Annotated in this window: 28 protein-coding genes and 2 tRNA genes; 5 read left to right on the top strand and 25 right to left on the bottom strand. The window is 61.3% G+C overall.

Annotated features, from left to right (window positions below):
• The first annotated feature begins 24 nt into the window (after positions 1-24).
• Complete coding sequence (locus GHT07_RS15925; protein ID WP_323740971.1) at positions 25-1,659, top strand: GMC family oxidoreductase; 1,635 nt, start codon at positions 25-27, stop codon at positions 1,657-1,659.
• Positions 1,660-1,672: 13 nt separating this feature from the next.
• Here the strand turns inward: GHT07_RS15925 and GHT07_RS21550 are convergent, their stop codons facing one another.
• Both GHT07_RS21550 and GHT07_RS15915 read right to left on the bottom strand, forming a co-directional pair.
• Complete coding sequence (locus GHT07_RS21550; RefSeq protein WP_228488378.1) at positions 1,673-2,134, bottom strand: hypothetical protein; 462 nt, start codon at positions 2,132-2,134, stop codon at positions 1,673-1,675.
• Positions 2,135-2,155: 21 nt separating this feature from the next.
• Complete coding sequence (locus GHT07_RS15915; protein WP_153586089.1) at positions 2,156-3,640, bottom strand: ammonium transporter; 1,485 nt, start codon at positions 3,638-3,640, stop codon at positions 2,156-2,158.
• A gap of 365 nt (positions 3,641-4,005) precedes the next feature.
• On the opposite strand from GHT07_RS15915, the gene GHT07_RS15910 reads away from it, so the two are divergent.
• The gene (locus tag GHT07_RS15910) at positions 4,006-4,554 is read left to right on the top strand and encodes a DUF2946 family protein (protein ID WP_153586088.1); all 549 of its coding nucleotides are present in this window, start codon (positions 4,006-4,008) and stop codon (positions 4,552-4,554) included.
• A 25-nt stretch (positions 4,555-4,579) separates the two neighbouring features.
• Here GHT07_RS15910 and GHT07_RS15905 read toward each other — a convergent pair whose 3' ends face one another.
• Complete coding sequence (locus GHT07_RS15905) at positions 4,580-5,491, bottom strand: c-type cytochrome (protein WP_153586087.1); 912 nt, start codon at positions 5,489-5,491, stop codon at positions 4,580-4,582.
• A 136-nt stretch (positions 5,492-5,627) separates the two neighbouring features.
• Between GHT07_RS15905 and GHT07_RS15900 the strand changes: the two genes are divergently transcribed.
• A tRNA-Arg gene (locus GHT07_RS15900) sits at positions 5,628-5,703 on the top strand.
• 71 nt (positions 5,704-5,774) lie between these two features.
• Here the strand turns inward: GHT07_RS15900 and GHT07_RS15895 are convergent.
• Positions 5,775-6,140 (bottom strand): DUF4148 domain-containing protein, encoded by a 366-nt coding sequence (locus tag GHT07_RS15895; protein ID WP_153586086.1) that lies wholly within the window; start codon positions 6,138-6,140, stop codon positions 5,775-5,777.
• 161 nt (positions 6,141-6,301) lie between these two features.
• On the opposite strand from GHT07_RS15895, the gene GHT07_RS15890 reads away from it, so the two are divergent.
• Positions 6,302-6,985, top strand: coding sequence for an SDR family NAD(P)-dependent oxidoreductase (locus GHT07_RS15890; RefSeq protein ID WP_153586085.1), 684 nt, complete (start codon positions 6,302-6,304; stop codon positions 6,983-6,985).
• The gene (locus GHT07_RS15885) at positions 6,986-7,705 is read left to right on the top strand and encodes an HAD-IA family hydrolase (protein ID WP_153586084.1); all 720 of its coding nucleotides are present in this window, start codon (positions 6,986-6,988) and stop codon (positions 7,703-7,705) included.
• Between the two features lie 162 nt (positions 7,706-7,867).
• On the opposite strand, the gene GHT07_RS15880 is transcribed toward GHT07_RS15885, so the two are convergent.
• From GHT07_RS15880 to rplN, 21 genes are all read right to left on the bottom strand, one after another.
• Positions 7,868-8,314, bottom strand: a complete 447-nt coding sequence (locus GHT07_RS15880; protein WP_153586083.1) for a hypothetical protein — start codon at positions 8,312-8,314, stop codon at positions 7,868-7,870.
• Positions 8,315-9,235: 921 nt separating this feature from the next.
• The gene (locus tag GHT07_RS21760) at positions 9,236-9,331 is read right to left on the bottom strand and encodes a hypothetical protein (protein ID WP_323740970.1); all 96 of its coding nucleotides are present in this window, start codon (positions 9,329-9,331) and stop codon (positions 9,236-9,238) included.
• A gap of 141 nt (positions 9,332-9,472) precedes the next feature.
• Positions 9,473-10,081: an ATP-binding protein gene (locus tag GHT07_RS21540; RefSeq protein WP_228488377.1), complete on the bottom strand. Its 609-nt coding sequence runs from the start codon at positions 10,079-10,081 to the stop codon at positions 9,473-9,475.
• A gap of 197 nt (positions 10,082-10,278) precedes the next feature.
• A tRNA-Met gene (locus GHT07_RS15870) sits at positions 10,279-10,355 on the bottom strand.
• A 32-nt stretch (positions 10,356-10,387) separates the two neighbouring features.
• Entirely contained in the window at positions 10,388-10,783 is a 396-nt protein-coding gene (gene rplQ, locus GHT07_RS15865) for a 50S ribosomal protein L17 (RefSeq protein WP_153586082.1), read from the bottom strand.
• Between the two features lie 67 nt (positions 10,784-10,850).
• Complete coding sequence (locus GHT07_RS15860) at positions 10,851-11,840, bottom strand: DNA-directed RNA polymerase subunit alpha (protein ID WP_013902950.1); 990 nt, start codon at positions 11,838-11,840, stop codon at positions 10,851-10,853.
• 140 nt (positions 11,841-11,980) lie between these two features.
• Positions 11,981-12,604: a 30S ribosomal protein S4 gene (gene rpsD / locus GHT07_RS15855; RefSeq protein ID WP_323740969.1), complete on the bottom strand. Its 624-nt coding sequence runs from the start codon at positions 12,602-12,604 to the stop codon at positions 11,981-11,983.
• 102 nt (positions 12,605-12,706) lie between these two features.
• On the bottom strand, positions 12,707-13,111 hold the full coding sequence (gene rpsK / locus GHT07_RS15850; RefSeq protein WP_013902952.1) for a 30S ribosomal protein S11: 405 nt from the start codon (positions 13,109-13,111) through the stop codon (positions 12,707-12,709).
• An 18-nt stretch (positions 13,112-13,129) separates the two neighbouring features.
• Positions 13,130-13,495: a 30S ribosomal protein S13 gene (gene rpsM / locus GHT07_RS15845; RefSeq protein ID WP_153586081.1), complete on the bottom strand. Its 366-nt coding sequence runs from the start codon at positions 13,493-13,495 to the stop codon at positions 13,130-13,132.
• Between the two features lie 25 nt (positions 13,496-13,520).
• On the bottom strand, positions 13,521-13,634 hold the full coding sequence (gene rpmJ / locus GHT07_RS15840) for a 50S ribosomal protein L36 (protein WP_011481465.1): 114 nt from the start codon (positions 13,632-13,634) through the stop codon (positions 13,521-13,523).
• A 132-nt stretch (positions 13,635-13,766) separates the two neighbouring features.
• Entirely contained in the window at positions 13,767-15,086 is a 1,320-nt protein-coding gene (secY, locus tag GHT07_RS15835; RefSeq protein ID WP_323740967.1) for a preprotein translocase subunit SecY, read from the bottom strand.
• Positions 15,087-15,116: 30 nt separating this feature from the next.
• Positions 15,117-15,548, bottom strand: a complete 432-nt coding sequence (rplO, locus tag GHT07_RS15830; protein WP_153586080.1) for a 50S ribosomal protein L15 — start codon at positions 15,546-15,548, stop codon at positions 15,117-15,119.
• 8 nt (positions 15,549-15,556) lie between these two features.
• Entirely contained in the window at positions 15,557-15,742 is a 186-nt protein-coding gene (gene rpmD, locus GHT07_RS15825; protein ID WP_153586079.1) for a 50S ribosomal protein L30, read from the bottom strand.
• Positions 15,743-15,756: 14 nt separating this feature from the next.
• Complete coding sequence (rpsE, locus tag GHT07_RS15820; protein ID WP_153586078.1) at positions 15,757-16,278, bottom strand: 30S ribosomal protein S5; 522 nt, start codon at positions 16,276-16,278, stop codon at positions 15,757-15,759.
• Positions 16,279-16,296: 18 nt separating this feature from the next.
• A complete protein-coding gene (gene rplR, locus GHT07_RS15815) occupies positions 16,297-16,662 on the bottom strand; it encodes a 50S ribosomal protein L18 (RefSeq protein ID WP_153586077.1) in 366 nt (121 codons plus the stop codon).
• 11 nt (positions 16,663-16,673) lie between these two features.
• Positions 16,674-17,207: a 50S ribosomal protein L6 gene (rplF, locus tag GHT07_RS15810; protein WP_153586076.1), complete on the bottom strand. Its 534-nt coding sequence runs from the start codon at positions 17,205-17,207 to the stop codon at positions 16,674-16,676.
• A gap of 16 nt (positions 17,208-17,223) precedes the next feature.
• The gene (gene rpsH / locus GHT07_RS15805) at positions 17,224-17,619 is read right to left on the bottom strand and encodes a 30S ribosomal protein S8 (protein ID WP_153586075.1); all 396 of its coding nucleotides are present in this window, start codon (positions 17,617-17,619) and stop codon (positions 17,224-17,226) included.
• 16 nt (positions 17,620-17,635) lie between these two features.
• Positions 17,636-17,941, bottom strand: coding sequence for a 30S ribosomal protein S14 (gene rpsN, locus GHT07_RS15800; RefSeq protein ID WP_323740966.1), 306 nt, complete (start codon positions 17,939-17,941; stop codon positions 17,636-17,638).
• An 8-nt stretch (positions 17,942-17,949) separates the two neighbouring features.
• A complete protein-coding gene (rplE, locus tag GHT07_RS15795) occupies positions 17,950-18,489 on the bottom strand; it encodes a 50S ribosomal protein L5 (protein WP_153586074.1) in 540 nt (179 codons plus the stop codon).
• Positions 18,490-18,491: 2 nt separating this feature from the next.
• Entirely contained in the window at positions 18,492-18,809 is a 318-nt protein-coding gene (rplX, locus tag GHT07_RS15790) for a 50S ribosomal protein L24 (protein ID WP_153586073.1), read from the bottom strand.
• A 13-nt stretch (positions 18,810-18,822) separates the two neighbouring features.
• Positions 18,823-19,191, bottom strand: a complete 369-nt coding sequence (gene rplN, locus GHT07_RS15785; RefSeq protein WP_153586117.1) for a 50S ribosomal protein L14 — start codon at positions 19,189-19,191, stop codon at positions 18,823-18,825.
• Positions 19,192-19,239 lie beyond the last annotated feature (48 nt).

Here is a 19,239-nt window from a genome sequence, read left to right as displayed (position 1 = left end):
AGTGACCGCACCGGCTGATTCGCTGTGAGCGACACCTCCTTCGACTACATCGTCATCGGCGGCGGCACGGCGGGTTGCCTGATCGCCAATCGCCTGACGTCCGATTCGCAAACGCGTGTGCTGCTGCTCGAAGCAGGCCGGCGTGATGACTACCACTGGATCCACATTCCGGTGGGCTACCTGTATTGCATCGGCAATCCGCGCACCGACTGGCTCTACAACACTGAAGCCGACGCGGGGCTCAACGGTCGTGCGCTGCGCTATCCGCGCGGCAAGACACTGGGCGGCTGCTCGTCGATCAACGGAATGATCTACATGCGCGGCCAGCGGCGCGACTACGACGGCTGGGCCAGCGCCACCGGTGACGCGCGCTGGACGTGGGACAACTGCCTGCCGTACTTCAAGAAGCACGAGGACTACTACAAGGGCGCCGACGAGATGCACGGCGCAGGCGGCGAGTGGCGTGTGGAGCGGGCGCGCGTTCGATGGGATGTGCTCGACGCATTCGCGCAAGCCGCGCAGCAGGCGGGCATTCCGCACAGCGAAGACTTCAATCGCGGCGACAACGAAGGCGTCGGCTACTTCCAGGTCAACCAGAAGGACGGCTGGCGCTGGAATACGGCCAAGGCTTTCCTGCGCCCGACCTGCTACGGCCGCCCGAACTTCGAGCTCTGGACGACGGCGCAGGCGGTCAACCTGGTCATCGAGAAGCAGCCCGACGGCACGCAGCGATGCACCGGCGTGCGGGTGTGGACAGGCAGCGAGATGATCACCGTCACCGCCGCGCAGGAAGTGATTTCGTGCGCGGGCAGCATCGGCTCGCCGCAACTGCTGCAGCTCTCGGGCATCGGGCCTGCGCAGGTGCTGCGCCAGCACGGCATCAGCGTCGTTCACGATTCGCCCGGTGTCGGCGCCAACTTGCAGGACCACTTGCAGATCCGCGCGGTCTTCAAGGTCGACGGTGTGCCCACACTCAACACCATCGCAAATTCGTGGATGGGCAAGGCCCGTATCGGGCTGCAGTACGCCTTCACGCGCAAAGGGCCGATGAGCATGGCGCCGTCCCAGCTTGGCGCATTCACGCGCAGCTCGCCGGACATGCCCTACGCCAACCTCGAATATCACGTGCAGCCACTCAGCCTCGATGCCTTTGGCGAGCCGCTGCACAGCTTCGATGCGTTCACGGCCAGCGTGTGCAACCTCAACCCGACGAGCCGCGGCACCGTGCAAATCCGCAGCAACCGCTTCGAAGATGCGCCACTGATTGCGCCGAACTACCTGAGCACGGAGGCGGACCGCAAGGTCGCCGCTGATTCACTGCGCGTCACTCGGCGGATTGCCGCCCAGCCTGCGATGGCGAAGTACAAACCGGTCGAGTGGAAGCCCGGCGCGCAGTACGAAACCGACGACGACCTGGCGCGGCTGGCGGGCGATATCGCCACCACCATCTTCCATCCGATCGGCACCACGAAGATGGGTCGCGACGAGGACCCGATGGCGGTGCTGGATTCGAACTTCCGCGTTCGCGGCATTGCCGGCCTGCGCGTGGTGGATGCCGGCGCGATGCCCACCATCACCAGCGGCAACACCAATTCACCGACGCTGATGATGGCCGAGAAGGCAGCTGAGTGGATCCGCGCCGACGCGCGAGGAACCTAGGGGCGCGAACGGCTCAGCGCAGCCGGCCGACGTAGCTCGGCGCTGCCGGGTCTTGCGGCTTGGGCTTGCCTTCGCCCAAGGTTGACTCCGAAAAGCCTGATGCCGTGCCAGCGTCGTTGTAGGTGGAGTGACTGAAGCCGGTATTAGGTGCCGGGGCCGCGGCCGGTGCTGGCGCCGGCGGCAGCGCGCCCGACAGCACTTCCCGGATGTTGCGCTCCTTGAGCAGCTGCACAGCGGTCTGCGCCAGGGGCCGTTTGACGGGCGAGGGCTCAAGCGCAGCGCGCTCGAGCTTGTCGGCCCACTCCAGCAATTCCGGGTGGCCGTCTTCGGCCGCCTTCACACGCGCGAACCTCACGATCTCCAGCGCGTATTCCTGGTTTTCGGCCATCCATTCGGTATCGGTCACGCGGCCTGTCTTGCGGCGCAGCATCACGTGCAAGTGGGCGGCAATCGCGAGTTTCTGGCTGACCAGCATGGCTTACTCCTTGGGGCGGCGCTAGTTCGCGAGCCGCTCGCGGTGCTGGCCGATGTCCAGGCCCGTGAGCTCGGTCTGCTCATCGACGCGCAAGCCCACGAGGAACCTCACGAAGACCAGCAGGATGGCTGTCATGACGCCGCTGTAGAGCAGCACCGCGCCCGCATCGATCAACTGCACCACCACACTGCCTTCAACGCCAGAAATCGCCTTGTTGCTCAGCACGCCGGTCAAGATGCAGCCAACAATGCCGCCAATGCCATGCACGCCGAACACGTCGAGCGAATCGTCGGCACGCAGCAGCCGCTTGAGCGCTGTTGCACCCCAGTAGCAGGCAAGGCCCGCCACCGTGCCAATGATGAGCGCGGACGACGGCGTGACGAAGCCCGACGCAGGCGTGATGGCCACCAGGCCCGCGACGAGACCGGAGCACAGGCCAAGCAGTGAGGGCCTGCCGCGAATCACCCATTCGCCGAACATCCAGGACATGGCACCTGCAGCCGCAGCGATATGCGTGACGGCCATCGCAAGACCGGCGCGGCCGTCCGACGCCACCGCAGAGCCTGCGTTGAAGCCGAACCAGCCAACCCAGAGCAGCCCGGCACCGGCCATCGTGAGGCCAAGGTTAAATGGCTCGAAGGCTTCGCGCCCATAGCCGCGACGCGGCCCGAGGAAGTACGCGCAGACCAGGCCCGACACGCCGGCGTTGATGTGGACGACAGAGCCGCCTGCAAAGTCGAGTGCGCCCATCTGGGCGAGCCAGCCACCCGGCTCCCACACCCAGTGCGCAACAGGCGCGTACACCAGGAGCGACCACAGGCCCACGAACCAGAGCATCGCGGAGAACTTCATGCGCTCCACAAAGGAGCCGACGACGAGCGCAGCCGTGATGATGGCGAACGTCAGCTGGAACATCGAATAGACCGACTCGGGAATGTTCGGCGCGATGTGGCTCACCATCACCTTGCCAGGATCCTTGAGGTAGTTGAGACCTTCGAACCACATCCTGCTGCTGTTGCCAATGAAGCCATTGCCCGGCGTGAACGCCCACGAATAGCCGGCAATGAACCACAGCAGCGACACCAGGCCGGTAATGGCGACGACGCATGCCATGGTGTTGATGACACTTTTCTTGCGGACCATGCCGGCATAAAAGAGCGCAATGCCTGGCAACGTCATCATCAGGACGAGCGCGGTGGAGGTCATCATCCATGCCGTGTCTGCGCCGTTGATGGTTTCGTTGGCAACCAGCGAGGGGCGTGTGAGCGGCGGCGGTGCAGAGGCAGGCGCAGCGGCAGCCGGTGCCGGAGCCACTGCGGGCGCAGCGGCAGGTGCAGACGCTGCCTGGCTGGCAGCAGCCGGTGCGGTTGGATCGGGTGCAGGTGCAGCGACGATGGCGGCGGGTGCGGCAGCGGCGGGGGCAGCCGGTTGCTGGCTGAAGGCTGCCGAGTGCAGGCTGAGCAACACACCAGCGGACAGCGCGATTCGAGTGACTACTGTGCGCATCAAGCGACCCCTTGTTTGTTTCCCAACGCTCACGCCGTCGCATATTGCATGCCAGATGAACGCCTGCGCGGGGCCTGCGCCATCGCAGCTCAGCACAACGACACGCCACAGGCGCGCTTGCAAGCGGCCGCACCCTTTTGCCGCGTTGAGGCACAAGCTGCACGGGGCGGGAAAGTCCTGATGCACTACAGGAGTGCGGCAATTAAAGTTTGCGCACTCGCAGACGGGCTTGAATGTCAGTCACGGACGAGGGACCGAGGAGACAACCTCCAGAACATCAGAATCATTGCAGGCATCCCACGAGATGCCCCTCCAGGACGCCGCGCATGCGGCGTTTTTTTATGGTGCGGCGGGATAATGAACTGATGGACGACATTGTTCGACAGGCAATTGCGAAATGGCCGAATGTGCCGCACTGCTTCGGCTGGCTCGGCCTTGACGCACGCGGCAACTGGTACATGCGCGACGACCGCACGCAGCACGCAGGCCCGTTCCCCGCCAGCAAAGGCTCGCTGCTCACGCACGAGAAGCTCATTGACTTCATCCAGCGCAACTACGAATGCGACGGCGAGGGTCAGTGGTTCTTCCAGAACGGCCCGCAGCGCGTTTATGTTGAGCTGGAAGCAGCACCCCTGGTGTTTCGGCTTGGTGACGAACGGATGGTGACGTCGCACACGGGCCGCCCTGCTCGGGTGCAGCGCGTCGTACTCGATGATCTGGGTCGCCTGTTTCTCGATACCGACATCGGATTCGGCATCGTCCACGCGCTCGACATGGAGACAGCTTCAGACGCCGTCGAATCAGGGCAGTGGGCACCGCGGCCGATCCGCTCGACGGAACTTGCCTGCAGGTTCGGCTTTGTCCTGAGCCCAGCGGCACGCCACGCCAACACCATGAAAAAAGCCGGTCAGTGACCGGCTTTTTTTGGAGTCAGCGAAACTACTTCGCTGCGCTGACCATGTATTCGACTGCCGCCTTGATGTCTGCGTCAGAGGCGGTGCTGCCGCCCTTGGGGGGCATGGCGTTCTTGCCCTTGATCGCGTTCGTCACCAGCACCGGAATGCCCTGAGCGATGCGAGGTGCCCAAGCGGCTTTGTCACCAAATTTGGGCGAGCCAGCCAGGCCGGCACCGTGGCACGCAACACAAGCCTGCTTGTAGAGCGCTTCGCCAGCGCCGCCGCCTGCGGCAGCGACGACAGGGGCGGCGGCTGCCGCAGGGGCAGCTGCGGCAACGGTGGCAGCAGCGGGCGCCGCGGTGGCCGCCGGGGCTGCGGCAGCTGCAGCGGCTGGCGCCGAGGCCGATGCGGCGGCGGCTGCAGCGGGCCGGTCGGGCTCAGCGAACTTGGCACCGGCGGCATTGGCCATGTACGCCACTGCACGTCCAATTTCGATGTCGTCGAAATCGCCGCCCGCCTGGGCAGGCATATTGCCCTTGCCCTTCAAGGCCGAAGCCAGCAGTGCGTCGTAGCCTGTCTTGATGCGGGGAGCCCATGCGGCGGCGTCGGCGAATTTCGGGGCACCTGCCACGCCTGCGGTATGGCAGCTCGTGCACTGGGCCTTGAAGACTTCTTCGCCCGGCTTGAGCGGGCGATTCGCGTCGCGGATTTCGACGGAGCCCACTTTGCGGATGCGCGCTGCGATGGCTCGTTCAAGGTCGTCAGTGGTGACGCCTGCCAGCGGCCTGCCATCAGCGGTAGCCTGGCCAGCAGGCTTGCTTGCAGAAACAACGTAGTACACCAGACCGATGATCGCGAACACCGGAATGACGAACGAGAAAAACACCGCGATCAGCAGCTGCTTGGGGTTCTTGACCGGGCCGGTGTGGGCTTCTTCGTGCGGGCTATCGCTCATGACATCCTCGAGTTGGGCGGGCTGTTGCAATCAACCTTCGATTATAGCCAGCGCACCCCGGTCAAACCCTGAGGGTGTCGCACGCATTCGGGGGCTCGCCCCGCATCAGGGATAATGCACGCTCGCATCACGCAATGCGGCTGTAGCTCAGTGGATAGAGTATTGGCCTCCGAAGCCAAGGGTCGTGGGTTCGATCCCCGCCAGCCGCACCAGGATTGCCATTGGCAAATCCCAAAAAAAAAAAGCTCGGTCACCCGGGCTTTGTCTTTTGCGCTTGCTGCGCTCAGTTCACCTTGACGAAGTCCCCTGCCAGCGTGGCGCTGGCAGGAAGATGGTTCGTCGTGCCTTGGGCGAGGTACGCGGAGCCACTGTCTTCACCAGTCGTCGCGGCGACTTCATCACGATCGGCCATGTATTGCGCCGTCACTTGCGCGCGTGTTTGCGTGCTGCGGAATGTCTTGACCGGGTTGTACTGCGTTGACCACGGATTGACGCCAGCTTGCTTGTAGGCGGCGAGGTCGGCTTGCACTTGCGCACGGCTTTGGACCGGGACAAAGTTGGTCGTATCGATCGTCGGTGTTTCGGCGAAGGCCTGGCCAGCGAATGCGGCGGCGGTGACGACGAGGATGGAAGCGATGTTGCGGTTCATGATGAGTTTCCTTTGCGTTGCGTTGTTGATGAAGTGAATGTAGGCAGCGGCGATTAGCCGCTCCTTAGCGGCTTCTTACGTAGCAGTTAGCTCGCAGCAAAGGCTCAGGTGCACCTGCGCCGGGTTGTGTTTCGAATGCCGCTTCTGCTACAACCCTCCACATGGAACTCACTGGCAAAGTCGTTGTCATCACCGGCGCATTCGGCCAGCTCGGCCGTGCGATGACGCAAGAGGCACTGCATCAAGGCGCGCAGTGCGCACTGCTGGATGTCGTGACGCGCGAAGCTCCTGCGGGCGCGGTCGCATGGCAGGTCGATCTGTCATCGCTGCCCGATGTGGCGCGTGTCATGAATGAAGTTGCCATTCGATTCGGCCGCATCGACGCCCTCGTCAATATCGCGGGCGGGTTTCGCTGGCAGACGGTCGCCTCCAGCGACGCCTTGCAGGAGTGGCAGCAGCAGTTCGCGATCAACCTGATGACGTGCGTGAATGCGTCCAAGGCTGTGCTGCCGCACTTGCAGCGCGCAGGCACCGGGCGCATCGTGAATATCGGCGCGATGGGCGCGCTCAAGGGTGCAAACGGCATGGGGCCCTATGCGGCGTCGAAGTCAGGCGTCATGCGGTTCACCGAGTCGCTGGCTGATGAGGTCAAGCTGCAAGGCATCACCGTCAATGCAGTGCTCCCCAGCACCATCGACACACCCCAAAACCGCGCCGACATGCCCGATGCCGACCACAGCCGATGGGTCAAGGGCGAAGACATCGCAAAGACGATTGCATTCCTGCTGTCGGATGCTGCGGGCGCCATCACAGGCGCACTGCTTCCGGTAACTGGCAAGACCTGATTGACCGGCTCGAAGCTCCCCGTCAAGGCGGTTGCGCTTGACCTCGATGGCACGCTGGTGGACAGCGCGCCCGACATCGCCCATGCACTGAACCATGCGTTGCGAGAGGCCCGGCTTCTCGGTGGGATGGATTCGTTCGACGTGGCCGCCGTGCGCGGCTGGGTCGGTGACGGACCCGATGCGCTGATCGCCCGGGCCATCGCTTTCATGCGGGCGCGCGGCGATGTCACGGCACATGCTGATCCCGCTGCCTTGCGCAGAGGCTTCGACGCCGCGACGCTTGCCGCGCCACTTGGGTTGGGCACCGTCTATGCGGGCATGGAAGCCGCGCTTCGTGAACTGGCAGCATGGTGCCCCCTGGTGGTCGTGACGAACAAGCCCACCGCATTGGCGCGTGCAGTGATTGCTGCAGCAAACCTGTCGCCGTACCTCACGGCCGTTTACGGCGCAGATCGCCGCGAAGACCGCAAGCCCGGGCCGGCGCTGCTTGCCAGGGCCGCGCACGATCTTGGCCGCGCGCCCGGCGAGTTGTTGATGGTCGGCGACTCGATCGCCGACATGGGGGCGGCCCGGGCGGCGGGCGCCCACGCGGCCTGGGTCAGCTGGGGTTACGGGCATGGCGAACCGCCCACAGACGCCTATTTCATCGATGCACCCGATCAACTGACCGCAGTCGTGCGTCGTGCTATGCAGGCCCGGAAAAGTGTCAACGGGCAGTAGGTTAGCGTCTGATCAAGGAGCACAGCCGCGCTGACGGCACAAGCCCCAGCGACAAATGACGCAACCTGATGACGCCCCTGCATTTGCGGCGCCGTTTCGGCGGCACCCGTTTTTCATTTTCGGGAGAGTCGCCCATGAGCGGCAGCAAGCGCAGAGTGGTCTTCATGCAACTGGCCGCAGGCACCTCGCTGCTGGCGGGAACGAAGGCCATGGCGCAGGCAATGCTGCCACGGTCGAAGAAGCAGACGCGACGGCTGTTGCAGCTCCTGGGTCAAGAAGGGCTGAGTGCGCAACACCTGCGGCTAGCAACCAGGCCACAAGCGACAGCAGGTTCTCGCCAGCGAGCTGGTTGCGCACGGCCAGCATCCGGCAAAGGCCAGGGAGCAGCTTGAGCGAGTAGTCGCCCGGTGGAATTGCGCGCACAGTGCCGCGGTAATCCAGCGCCAGCCCGTCCAGCACGGACGTTGCAATCACCAGATCGGCGAGACTGCGCTTGGCGCGCGCGAGTGAGCGCGTCGGTGGCAACAACAGCTCCGCACCGGCGCCACGAAAGGCCATGACGGCCGCGCGGCTGCGCCGCACGTGGCAGTCAGCGAGAAGCGGTTCCACATCTTCCTTCGCGTAGGACGAGGATGCGCGGCACCTGAGCGGCCGGCAACCACGCAGCTTTTGCGGCTACCGTCGAGCTTCAAGCTGGCCAACAGTCCGGCCGGAATGGCCTCTAGCACCATGTCGTCGATAGCGTCAGCGCTGGGCGCCTGTTCATCGCCTACGGCGTTGTCGTCGTCGCGCTCCGCGGGTTTTTGCGGCGCCGGTTCCTGCTGGGGCGAAGGCGCCTCGGCGGCCTCGGCTGTGTGTCGGGCAACTCAGTCTGATCTGGTGGCACAGGGACCTGGGTAGCACGCGGACCCAACACAAGCCGCGCCGCGAGAGCTGCATGCTTCTGCTGGACTTCGGTCTTTGCATCGAGCGCTTCGGCCGCACGCGCTGCGCCTGCAGTGGCGCCTGCAACGAGTCGACTCCAAGCGCCAGGCCAGCACGGATGCCAGCAGCACCACCCGGCTCGCCGTCATGCGCTCTGCTGTAGGCAGCACAATGACTCCGCCGTCCGTCAATGCAAGTAGCCCCGCTTGTGCCACAGGCCTGCCCGCCTGAAGGGTGGCGCCGAGGTCGAGTCCACCGAGCAGGGCGGCATCACTGGTGTAGTGAGGCACGCCGCGCCAAGGCGTTGTTTCGGGAAGCCAGGCTCGCAATCGCGAGGCCCATGCAGCGTGAGCCGAGTCGGCACGTGTGCGCAAGGCCGCACCACCGAGCCCAACGGGATCCGCCGCCAAGCGCGCAGCCGCCCAGACCGAGTCAGGGCCCAGCGCATCGGACGGGATTCCAGGCATTAACGCCCCATCAACTGCGCCACGGCGCGTTCCACACGCACGGTCGAGCCGGCATCATCGACGGATTGTGTCGCAGGCGATGGCGCAGGGGTGGTGCGGCCATGCGCCGAATGTGCGCATCACCCACTGCGGCGTCGCCTTACAGTGCCGCTAGTGCCCGCGCAGCGCGAATCAGCGTGAGGTCACCACGCAGGCCATCGGTGCCCAGTTCGGTGCAGAGCTGAGTAGCTCTCACACGCGCTGAGTCCGGCACTTCGACTGCCTCGAGTCGCCCCCGTCCGGCGACGATCCGGCGGCGGGTGCGCTCAACTTCCTTCTTCCAGTGATCCGTGAAAGCCTGCGGATCGCGTTCGAAGCAGTCGCGCAGGCGAAAGACTTAGATTCGCTCCTCCAGTTCGTGCGGCGTCTTGACTTCGACCGACAGGCCAAATCGATCCAGCAGTTGAGGTCTCAGTTCGCCCTCTTCTGGGTTGCCGCTGCCAACCAGGACAAACCGCGCCGGATGCCGCACGCTGAGTCCCTCGCGCTCCACAACGTTTTCACCCGACGCGGCGACATCGATCAACACGTCCACGATGTAGTCTTCCAGCAGGTTGACCTCGTCGATGTAGAGAAAGCCCCGGTTGGCACGTACTTGCAGGCCAGGCTCGAATGCCTTCACGCCCTGCGCCAGAGCGCGCTCCAGCTCCAGTGCCCCGACGACGCGGTCTTCGGTGACGCCTAGGGGGAGATCGACAACGGGTACCGGCTCGCGTGCAATCCGTGGCGCAACCTTGGAGGCCGAGCGCATCACGTCGCAGTCTTGGCATGCGGGGGCTGGCGCATCAGGCTTGCCGCCATAGCGGCATCCCGCGATGGTCCGCATGGGCGGGAGCAAGGCGGCAAATACGCGGGCTACGGTGGACTTGCCTGTGCCCCTATCGCCGATAACGAGAACGTCCCCGAAGCGGGAATCGACAACTGTCGCCAGGATTGCCAGCTTCATCTCGTCCTGACCGACTATCGCGGAAAAAGGAAATGTCAGTGCCATAGACTGATCAGTACGTCATATCCAATTGACGTTCGGGCAGCTCTGAACTTGTGCAGAAGCGCATTGGCCCATCACGAATAGGTCGTTTGATCTGCGGCTCTCCATCTGACGAGACGAAAAAAAACGCCCACCAGAAAGGTGGGCGTTGAATTTGGTTGCGCGAGCAAGATTTGAACTTGCGACCTTTGGGTTATGAGCCCAACGAGCTACCAGGCTGCTCCATCGCGCGGTATGTGTTGATTATAGACTGCGCCTGCCTACTTATTCAGCCGTAGGGGCATCAGCAGCATCGACAGGCGCGGGACGATCGACCAATTCAACGAGTGCCATCGGTGCGTTGTCGCCAACACGGAAGCCCATCTTGAGGATGCGGGTGTAACCACCAGGGCGCGCCTTGTAGCGCGGGCCCAGTTCGGCAAAAAGCTTTGTCACGATATCGCGGTCGCGCAGGCGGTTAAAGGCCAGGCGCTTGTTGGAAAGCGTCGGCTCCTTGGCGAGCGTGATCATCGGCTCGACGACGCGACGCAGTTCCTTGGCTTTGGGCACCGTGGTTTTGATGGCCTCGTGCTGGAGCAGCGAGTTCATCATGTTGCGCAGCATCGCAAGGCGGTGCTCGCTGGTGCGATTGAGTTTACGAAGGCCGTGGCCGTGACGCATGGTGCTTTCCTTTCCTTATATGAACGCGCAGCCGGATCAGGTACTGCGCGGTGCACTCATTTAAAAATTAACGCTTGTCGAGGCCGGCCGGCGGCCAGGACTCGAGCTTCATGCCGAGCGTGAGGCCACGCGAGGCAAGTACTTCCTTGATTTCATTGAGCGACTTGCGACCCAGATTCGGAGTCTTGAGCAACTCGTTTTCTGTACGCTGGATCAGGTCGCCGATGTAATAGATGTTTTCTGCCTTGAGGCAGTTCGCCGAGCGGACCGTGAGTTCAAGCTCGTCCACAGGACGCAGCAAGATCGGATCGAACTGTTGCGAGCTGCGCTGAACCGGCGCGTCGAAGGCGGCCAGTTCACTGCCCTCAAGTTGCGCGAACACAGCGAGCTGCTCCACGAGGATCTTCGCGGAGGCACGCACTGCGTCTTCCGCGGTGATCGCGCCGTTCGTTTCGATTTCAACGACCAACTTGTCCAGGTCGGTACGCTGTTCGACGCGGGCGCTTTCCACCGTGTAGCTCACGCGCTTGACTGGCGAGAATGAAGCGTCGAGCACAATGCGGCCAATCGACTTCGTGGGCTCGTCTGCATAACGACGCATCGTGCCTGGCACATAGCCGCGGCCCTTCTCGACCTTGATTTGCATGTCGATCTTGCCACCTTGGGAAAGGTGGGCAATGACATGGTCAGGGTTGATGATCTCGACGTCGTGGGGCGTTTGAATATCGGCAGCCGTCACGACACCTTCGCCATCCTTGCGCAACGACAAGGTGACTTCATCGCGGTTGTGGAGCTTGAAGACCACACCCTTCAGATTCAGCAGGATCGAAACGACATCTTCCTGCACACCATCAATCGACGAGTATTCATGCAGGACGCCGGCGATAGTCACTTCAGTGGCGGCGTAGCCGACCATCGAAGACAGCAGCACCCGGCGCAGCGCGTTACCGAGCGTATGGCCGTAGCCACGCTCGAACGGCTCCAGAGTGACCTTGGCACGGTTGGTGCCAAGCTGTTCGACGTTAATCGCTTTGGGTTTCAGCAGGTTGGTTTGCATTCAGGACTTCCTCTCAATACCCCCGGCTCGTTACACCGGTAAGGCTGGTGAAGTGCCCTGCGCGCGGTGCCCCACGCGGAGGGAACAAAAAAACTGGGACGAAAACAGCGTGGCTGCCTCGTCTTCACCGTGGTGAAGCGTTAACGCGAATACAACTCGACGATCAGCGCTTCCTTGATGTCGGCGGCGAACTCATCGCGATCCGGCACCTTCTTGAAGACGCCTTCGGCTTTGTCAGCGTTCACTTCGACCCAAGCAGGGATGCCGACCTGCTGTGCAAGTTGCAGAGCCTCAACAACCCGGTTTTGCTTCTTCGACTTTTCGCGGACGGCTACGACATCGCCCGTCTTGACCATGTACGACGGGATGTTGACGGCACCGCCATTGACAGTGATGGCCTTGTGCGACACGAGCTGGCGTGCTTCGGCGCGCGTAGAGCCAAAACCCATGCGGTACACCACGTTGTCCAGACGCGACTCAAGAATGAACAACAGGTTTGCACCGGTGTTGCCCTTGCGACGATCAGCTTCTTCAAAATACTTGCGGAACTGGCGCTCAAGAATGCCGTACATGCGCTTGACCTTCTGCTTTTCGCGCAGTTGCAGACCGAAATCGGACGTGCGCTGGCCAGAGGTGCGGCCATGCTGGCCCGGCTTGGAATCGAACTTCGACTTGTCGCTGATAGAGCGGCGTGCGCTCTTGAGGAACAGGTCTGTGCCTTCACGGCGGGAGAGTTTGGCCTTGGGGCCGAGGTAACGTGCCACTTTGCTTTCCTTTGCTTCATCTGCCGCAGGCGTCCATCATCGATGTCGCTGCGGGAGCCGACAGCGCGTGCGCTGCCGGCGGTGGGCTTGGTTAATAAATCTTCAGATACGACGACGCTTTTGAGGGCGGCAACCGTTGTGCGGGACCGGGGTCACGTCAGCGATCGACGTGATCCGGATGCCGAGCGCGGCCAAAGCCCGAACTGACGACTCGCGACCAGGCCCGGGGCCCTTGATTTCGACGTCGAGGTTCTTGATGCCTTGTTCGATCGCGGCGCGACCAGCGACTTCAGAAGCGACCTGAGCTGCGAAAGGTGTCGACTTGCGCGAACCCTTGAAGCCTTGGCCACCTGACGACGCCCAGCTCAGGGCGTTGCCCTGGCGATCGGTGATCGTGATGATCGTGTTGTTGAAGGATGCATGAACGTGACAGACGCCGTCGGACACGTTCTTGCGAACCTTCTTGCGCACTCGCTGCGCAGCGTTATTGGCGGGAGCTTTTGCCATGACTTATCTCTTTCCCGATTATTTCTTAAGGGCCTGAGCGGCCTTGCGCGGACCCTTGCGGGTACGGGCGTTTGTGCGCGTGCGCTGACCACGCATCGGCAAGCCACGGCGATGACGGAACCCGCGATAGCAACCAATGTCCATCAAACGCTTGATGTTCATCGTCGTCTCGCGGCGAAGGTCACCCTCAATGGTGAACTGGCCGATCGCGTCGCGAATCTTCTCCAGGTCGCCGTCGGTCAGGTCTTTTACCTTCTTCGCGTACGGAATACCGGTCGCTTCGCAGATCTTGCGCGCGCGGGTGCGGCCAATGCCGAAAATCGCCGTCAGGCCGATCTCGGCGTGTTGGTGCGGCGGAATATTGATGCCAGCGATACGTGCCATGCTTTTTCCTCTAAATCTCTTGCAATCAGCCTTGGCGCTGCTTGTGGCGCGGATCTGTACAGATCACGCGGACAACGCCCTTGCGGCGAATGATCTTGCAGTTGCGGCAAATTTTCTTGACCGAAGCCGAAACTCTCATGACTTTCTCCTAAAACTTTCTGCCAACTACCTGGCGCGAAACACGACTCTGAATCACTGCCAAGTTGCAGCGCGTCAACTATTCAAAAACTTGCCACTGCAGGTGTCCGAACGCAACAGCCCGCATCCCAAATCAACCACCCAGCGATGTCTTGAAATTGGCCTTCTTTAACAACGATTCATATTGCTGGGACATCAGGTAATTCTGAACCTGGGCCATGAAGTCCATCGTCACAACAACGATGATCAGCAAGGAAGTGCCCCCAAAATAGAACGGCACGTTGTACTTCAGAATCAGAAACTCAGGCAGCAGACAGACAAAGGTGATGTAAACAGCACCAGCAAGCGTCAAGCGAACCAGAATCTTGTCGATGTAGCGAGCGGTCTGCTCACCAGGCCGAATGCCTGGAATGAACGCGCCACTCTTCTTAAGGTTGTCGGCCGTTTCACGACTATTGAACACCAGCGCTGTGTAAAAGAAGCAGAAGAACACAATCGCACCGGCATACAGCATGACGTAAATCGGCCGACCGGGCGCCAGCTCGCCCGCGATGTCTTTGAGCCAACGCATGCTTTCACCGGACGAGAACCAGCTAACGATCGTGGCAGGCAACAAAATGATGGACGAAGCGAAAATCGGCGGGATCACACCAGCCATGTTCAACTTGAGCGGCAAGTGTGACGACTGCCCGCCATACACCTTGTTGCCAACTTGGCGCCGCGCGTAATTCACGAGAATCTTGCGTTGGCCGCGCTCGACAAAAACCACGAAGTACGTGATCAAGCCAACGACCGCCACAATGAAGATCGCAACCAGGATGCTCATCGCACCCGTGCGAACCAACTCGAGTAAACCGCCAATCGCGTTCGGCAAGCCCGCCGCAATGCCGGCGAAGATCAGTATGGAAATACCGTTACCGAGCCCGCGCTCTGTAATTTGCTCGCCCAACCACATGAGGAACATGGTGCCTGCGGTCAGGCTCACGACCGCACTGATGCGGAACCCGAACCCAGGATTCATCACGAGGCCTGCCGAACCCTCAAGAGCCATCGCAATGCCGAGCGATTGGAAGAGAGCCAGACCCAACGTTCCGTAGCGGGTGTACTGCGTGATCTTGCGGCGGCCCGCTTCGCCTTCCTTCTTCAGCTGCTCGAACGTCGGCACGACGTACGTGAGCAACTGCATGATGATCGAAGCAGAGATGTACGGCATGATGCCCAACGCGAACACCGTGAAACGCGAAAGCGCTCCACCGGAGAACATGTTGAACAAACTTAAAATGCCGCCCTGCTGCCCCTTGAACAACTGCGCGAGCTGATCAGGGTTAATGCCTGGCACTGGAATATGCGCGCCGACGCGGTACACCACGAGCGCGAGCAACAAGAACACCAGCCGGCGACGCAAGTCGCCGTACTTGCCGGTCTTCGCTATTTGTGCTGCGCTAGTTGCCACTGGGTTTCCTGTTGATCAGAGCCATCCAGCTCAGCTGAGGCTGCCGCCGGCGGCTTCAATAGCAGCCTTGGCACCAGCCGTGGCATTGATGCCAGTCAGCTTGACAGCCTTCGTCAGTTCGCCAGCCTTGATGACCTTGACGTTCTTGATCATTTCACCGACCAGGCCCGCTTGTTTCAGCGAGAGCATGTCGACCTCGGCAGCACCCAGACGCTCGAGCGCAGCCAAGCTGATCTCCGCGTTGTACTTTGCCGATTGCGACTTGAAGCCGCGCTTGGGCAAACGCCGTTGCAGCGGCATCTGGCCGCCTTCAAAGCCAACCTTGTGGTAGCCGCCAGCACGCGACTTTTGGCCCTTGTGGCCACGGCCGGCAGTTTTGCCCAGGCCGGAACCGATGCCGCGACCGACACGGCGCTTGTAGTGCTTGGCGCCGTCAGCCGGCTTGATGGTATTGAGTTCCATATCGTGCCTCAGATTACTGCCACGAGGTAATCGATCTTGTCGATCATGCCGCGCACTGCAGGGGTATCCTCCAGCTCGCTGACACTGTTCAATTTACGCAGACCCAGACCGCGCACGGTGGCGCGGTGGTCAGCCTTCGTGCCGATCGGGCTGCGAACCAGCTTGATCTTCACGGTCTTCTTTTGAGTAGCCATGTCGTTTCTCCGAATCAGGCGGCGAAGATGTCTTCGACCGACTTGCCGCGCTTGGCAGCCACTGCCGAAGGGGTCGTGGAATTGCGAAGTGCGTCGAACGTGGCGCGAACCATGTTGTAGGGATTGGTCGAACCGTGGCTCTTCGCCACGATGTCGGTAATGCCCATCACCTCGAACACGGCGCGCATCGGGCCGCCTGCAATGATGCCGGTACCGCGCGGGGCGGGCGACATCATGACGCGGGCAGCACCCCACTGGCCGAATACCGTGTGGTGGAGCGAACCGTTCTTGAGGGAAACCTTGGTCATGTTGCGACGGGCTTCTTCCATCGCCTTCTGCACAGCGGCCGGCACTTCCTTGGATTTGCCCTTGCCCATGCCGACCTTGCCGTCACCGTCGCCAACCACAGTCAATGCGGCGAAACCGAGAATACGGCCACCCTTCACAACTTTGGTCACGCGGTTGACCGCGATCATCTTTTCGCGCATCCCGTCTTCGGGACCGTCACCTTGGGGTTTTGCCTGAACTCTTGCCATGATGGTCTTTCGTGTCCGTTAGAACTGCAGGCCCGCTTCGCGAGCGGCTTCGGCCAGCGCCTTGACACGGCCGTGATACTGGAAACCAGCGCGATCGAACGCGACGGCTTCGACGCCGGCAGCTTTCGCCTTTTCAGCGATCAACTTACCGACCTGCGCTGCAGCTGCAGTGTTGCCGCCTTTGCCGGAACCGCCGAGCGCCTTGCGCAGATCTGCCTGTGCAGTCGACGCGGTGGCGATCACCTTGCTGCCGTCTTCTGAAATGACGGTTGCATAGATATGAAGGTTGGTGCGATTCACCGTCAGGCGCGCAACTCCTTGCGTCGCAATCCGGATGCGGGTCTGGCGCGAGCGGCGCAGACGTTGCTCTTTTTTGGTCAACATGTGCCTGCTCCTTACTTCTTCTTGGTTTCTTTGATCGTGATCTTCTCGTCCGAATAACGGATGCCCTTACCCTTGTAAGGCTCCGGCGGACGAACGGCACGAATCTCTGCGGCGATTTGACCGACGCGTTGGCGGTCGGCGCCCTTCACGACGATTTCCGTCGGTGTAGGCGTCGTCACCGTGATGCCAGCAGGCATTTCAATATTGACGGGATGCGAATAACCAACCGTCAGGTTCAGCTTGTTGTTTTGTGCTGCAGCCTTGTAGCCCACGCCGACCAAGCTCAACTTCTTCTCGAAGCCCTTGGTCACGCCGTTCACCATGTTGTTGACCAACTGGCGGAACGTGCCACTCATTGCGTTCGCTTCACGCGACTCGTTGGCAGGCACAAAGCTCAGCTTGCCATCTTCCATCGTGATTTTGACCAGAGCATTCAGGATCAGCGACAGATTGCCACCAGACCCCTTGACGCTAATCTGGTCTTCCTTGATGGCCACATCGACGCCTTGCGGCACGGCGACGGGCATTTTTCCGATTCGGGACATTTTGCTGTTCCTTGCCTTAGGCGACGTAGCAGAGCACTTCGCCACCGATGCCGGTAGCGCGCGCTTTGCGATCAGTCATCACACCTTGCGGCGTCGTGACGATAGCCACACCAAGTCCGTTCTGCACTTGGGGGATGGCATCGCGGCCTTTGTAGACGCGCAGGCCAGGGCGGCTCACACGCTCGATGCGCTCGATCACGGGCCGGCCAGCGTAGTACTTGAGGCTGATTTCAAGCTCGCTCTTACCAGCGTCAGTCACGACGCGGAAACCGTCGATATAACCCTCGTCCTTCAGGACTTGGGCAATAGCAACCTTCACCTTGGAAGACGGCACCGAAACCGTGGGCTTCGCCACCATCTGCGCATTGCGAATGCGCGTCAGCAGGTCGGCGATGGGATCACTCATGCTCATATCAAATCTCCTCGCCTTACCAGCTGGCTTTGGTCACGCCGGGGATATCCCCTGCGAAGGCCAGTTCACGAATCTTGCTGCGGGCCAGACCGAATTGGCGGAACGTTCCGCGCGGACGGCCGGTAATGGAGCAGCGGTTGCGCTGGCGCGTCGGATTGGCATTTCGCGGCAACTTCTGGAGTTCCAGGCGGGCAGCCATACGCTCGGCTTCGCTCTTCTTCTGGTCGTTAGATGCAGCCTTGAGCTCCGCGTGTTTCTTCGCGTACTTGGCCACCAGTTTGTCTCGCTTGAGCTCGCGCTCGATCAAAGCTTTCTTTGCCACTGGGAACCTCAGTTCTTGAAGGGAAAACGGAAGCCAGCCAGAAGAGCCTTGCACTCCTCGTCATTCTTGGCCGTCGTCGTGATGCTGATATTGAGACCGCGCAGCGCGTCGATCTTGTCGTATTCGATCTCGGGGAAAATGATTTGCTCTTTCACACCGATGTTGTAGTTGCCACGGCCGTCAAACGCACGGCCAGAAATCCCGCGGAAGTCACGAACACGGGGCAGAGCCACAGTGACGAAACGATCGAGGAACTCGTACATCCGCACGCCGCGCAACGTCACCATGGCACCAATTGCCTGGCCTTCGCGAATCTTGAAGCCAGCAATAGCCTTCTTGGCTTTGGTCACAACAGGCTTTTGACCCGCGATCTTGGTCAGATCACCAACAGCGTTGTCCATCACCTTCTTGTCGGCCACCGCCTCAGACACACCCATGTTCAGGGTGATCTTGGTCAGGCGCGGAACCTGCATCGGCGAGGTGTAGCCAAACTTGGCCATCAACTCCGGAGCGACTTTCTCGCGATAGTGTTTTTGAAGTCTTGCCATGGTCATGCCGCCTTGATTTCGTCACCGCTGGACTTGAAGACCCGAACGGACTTGCCGTCTACGGACTTGATGCCCACACGATCAGCCTTGCCTGTTGCGGCATTGAAAATTGCCACATTGGACTGGTGGATCGGCATTGACTTCTCAACGATGCCACCAGTTGCACCCTTCATCGGGTTTGGCTTGGTGTGCTTCTTGACGATGTTGATGCCTTCGACGATGACGTGGTCATCATCCTTGCGCAGAACCACCTTGCCGCGCTTACCCTTGTCACGGCCCGCGAGCACGATGACTTCGTCGCCTTTGCGAATCTTGTTCATGGACTCGTCCTCTTCAAAGAACTTCAGGAGCCAGGGACACGATCTTCATGAACTTCTCGGTACGCAATTCACGCGTAACGGGCCCAAAGATGCGAGTGCCGATCGGCTCCAGCTTGTTGTTGAGAAGCACGGCGGCGTTGCCGTCGAACTTGACCAGCGAGCCATCAGCGCGCCGGATGCCCTTGGCGGTGCGGACAACCACAGCACTGTAGATCTCGCCTTTTTTGACGCGACCACGCGGAGCGGCTTCCTTGATGCTCACCTTGATGATGTCGCCCACACTGGCGTAGCGACGCTTGGAACCACCGAGCACCTTGATGCAAAGAACGGACTTTGCACCGGTGTTATCGGCGACTTCGAGCCGGGATTCTGTCTGGATCATTTCAAATATTCCCAACTTGTATCCAACCCACGCCGCCGGAAAAGCCCG

This window comes from Caenimonas koreensis DSM 17982, assembly GCF_009646335.1.
GTDB lineage: Bacteria > Pseudomonadota > Gammaproteobacteria > Burkholderiales > Burkholderiaceae_C > Ramlibacter > Ramlibacter koreensis.
Note: the sequence above shows the minus strand (reverse complement) of the source record. Positions and strands in the feature narration are given on the sequence as shown.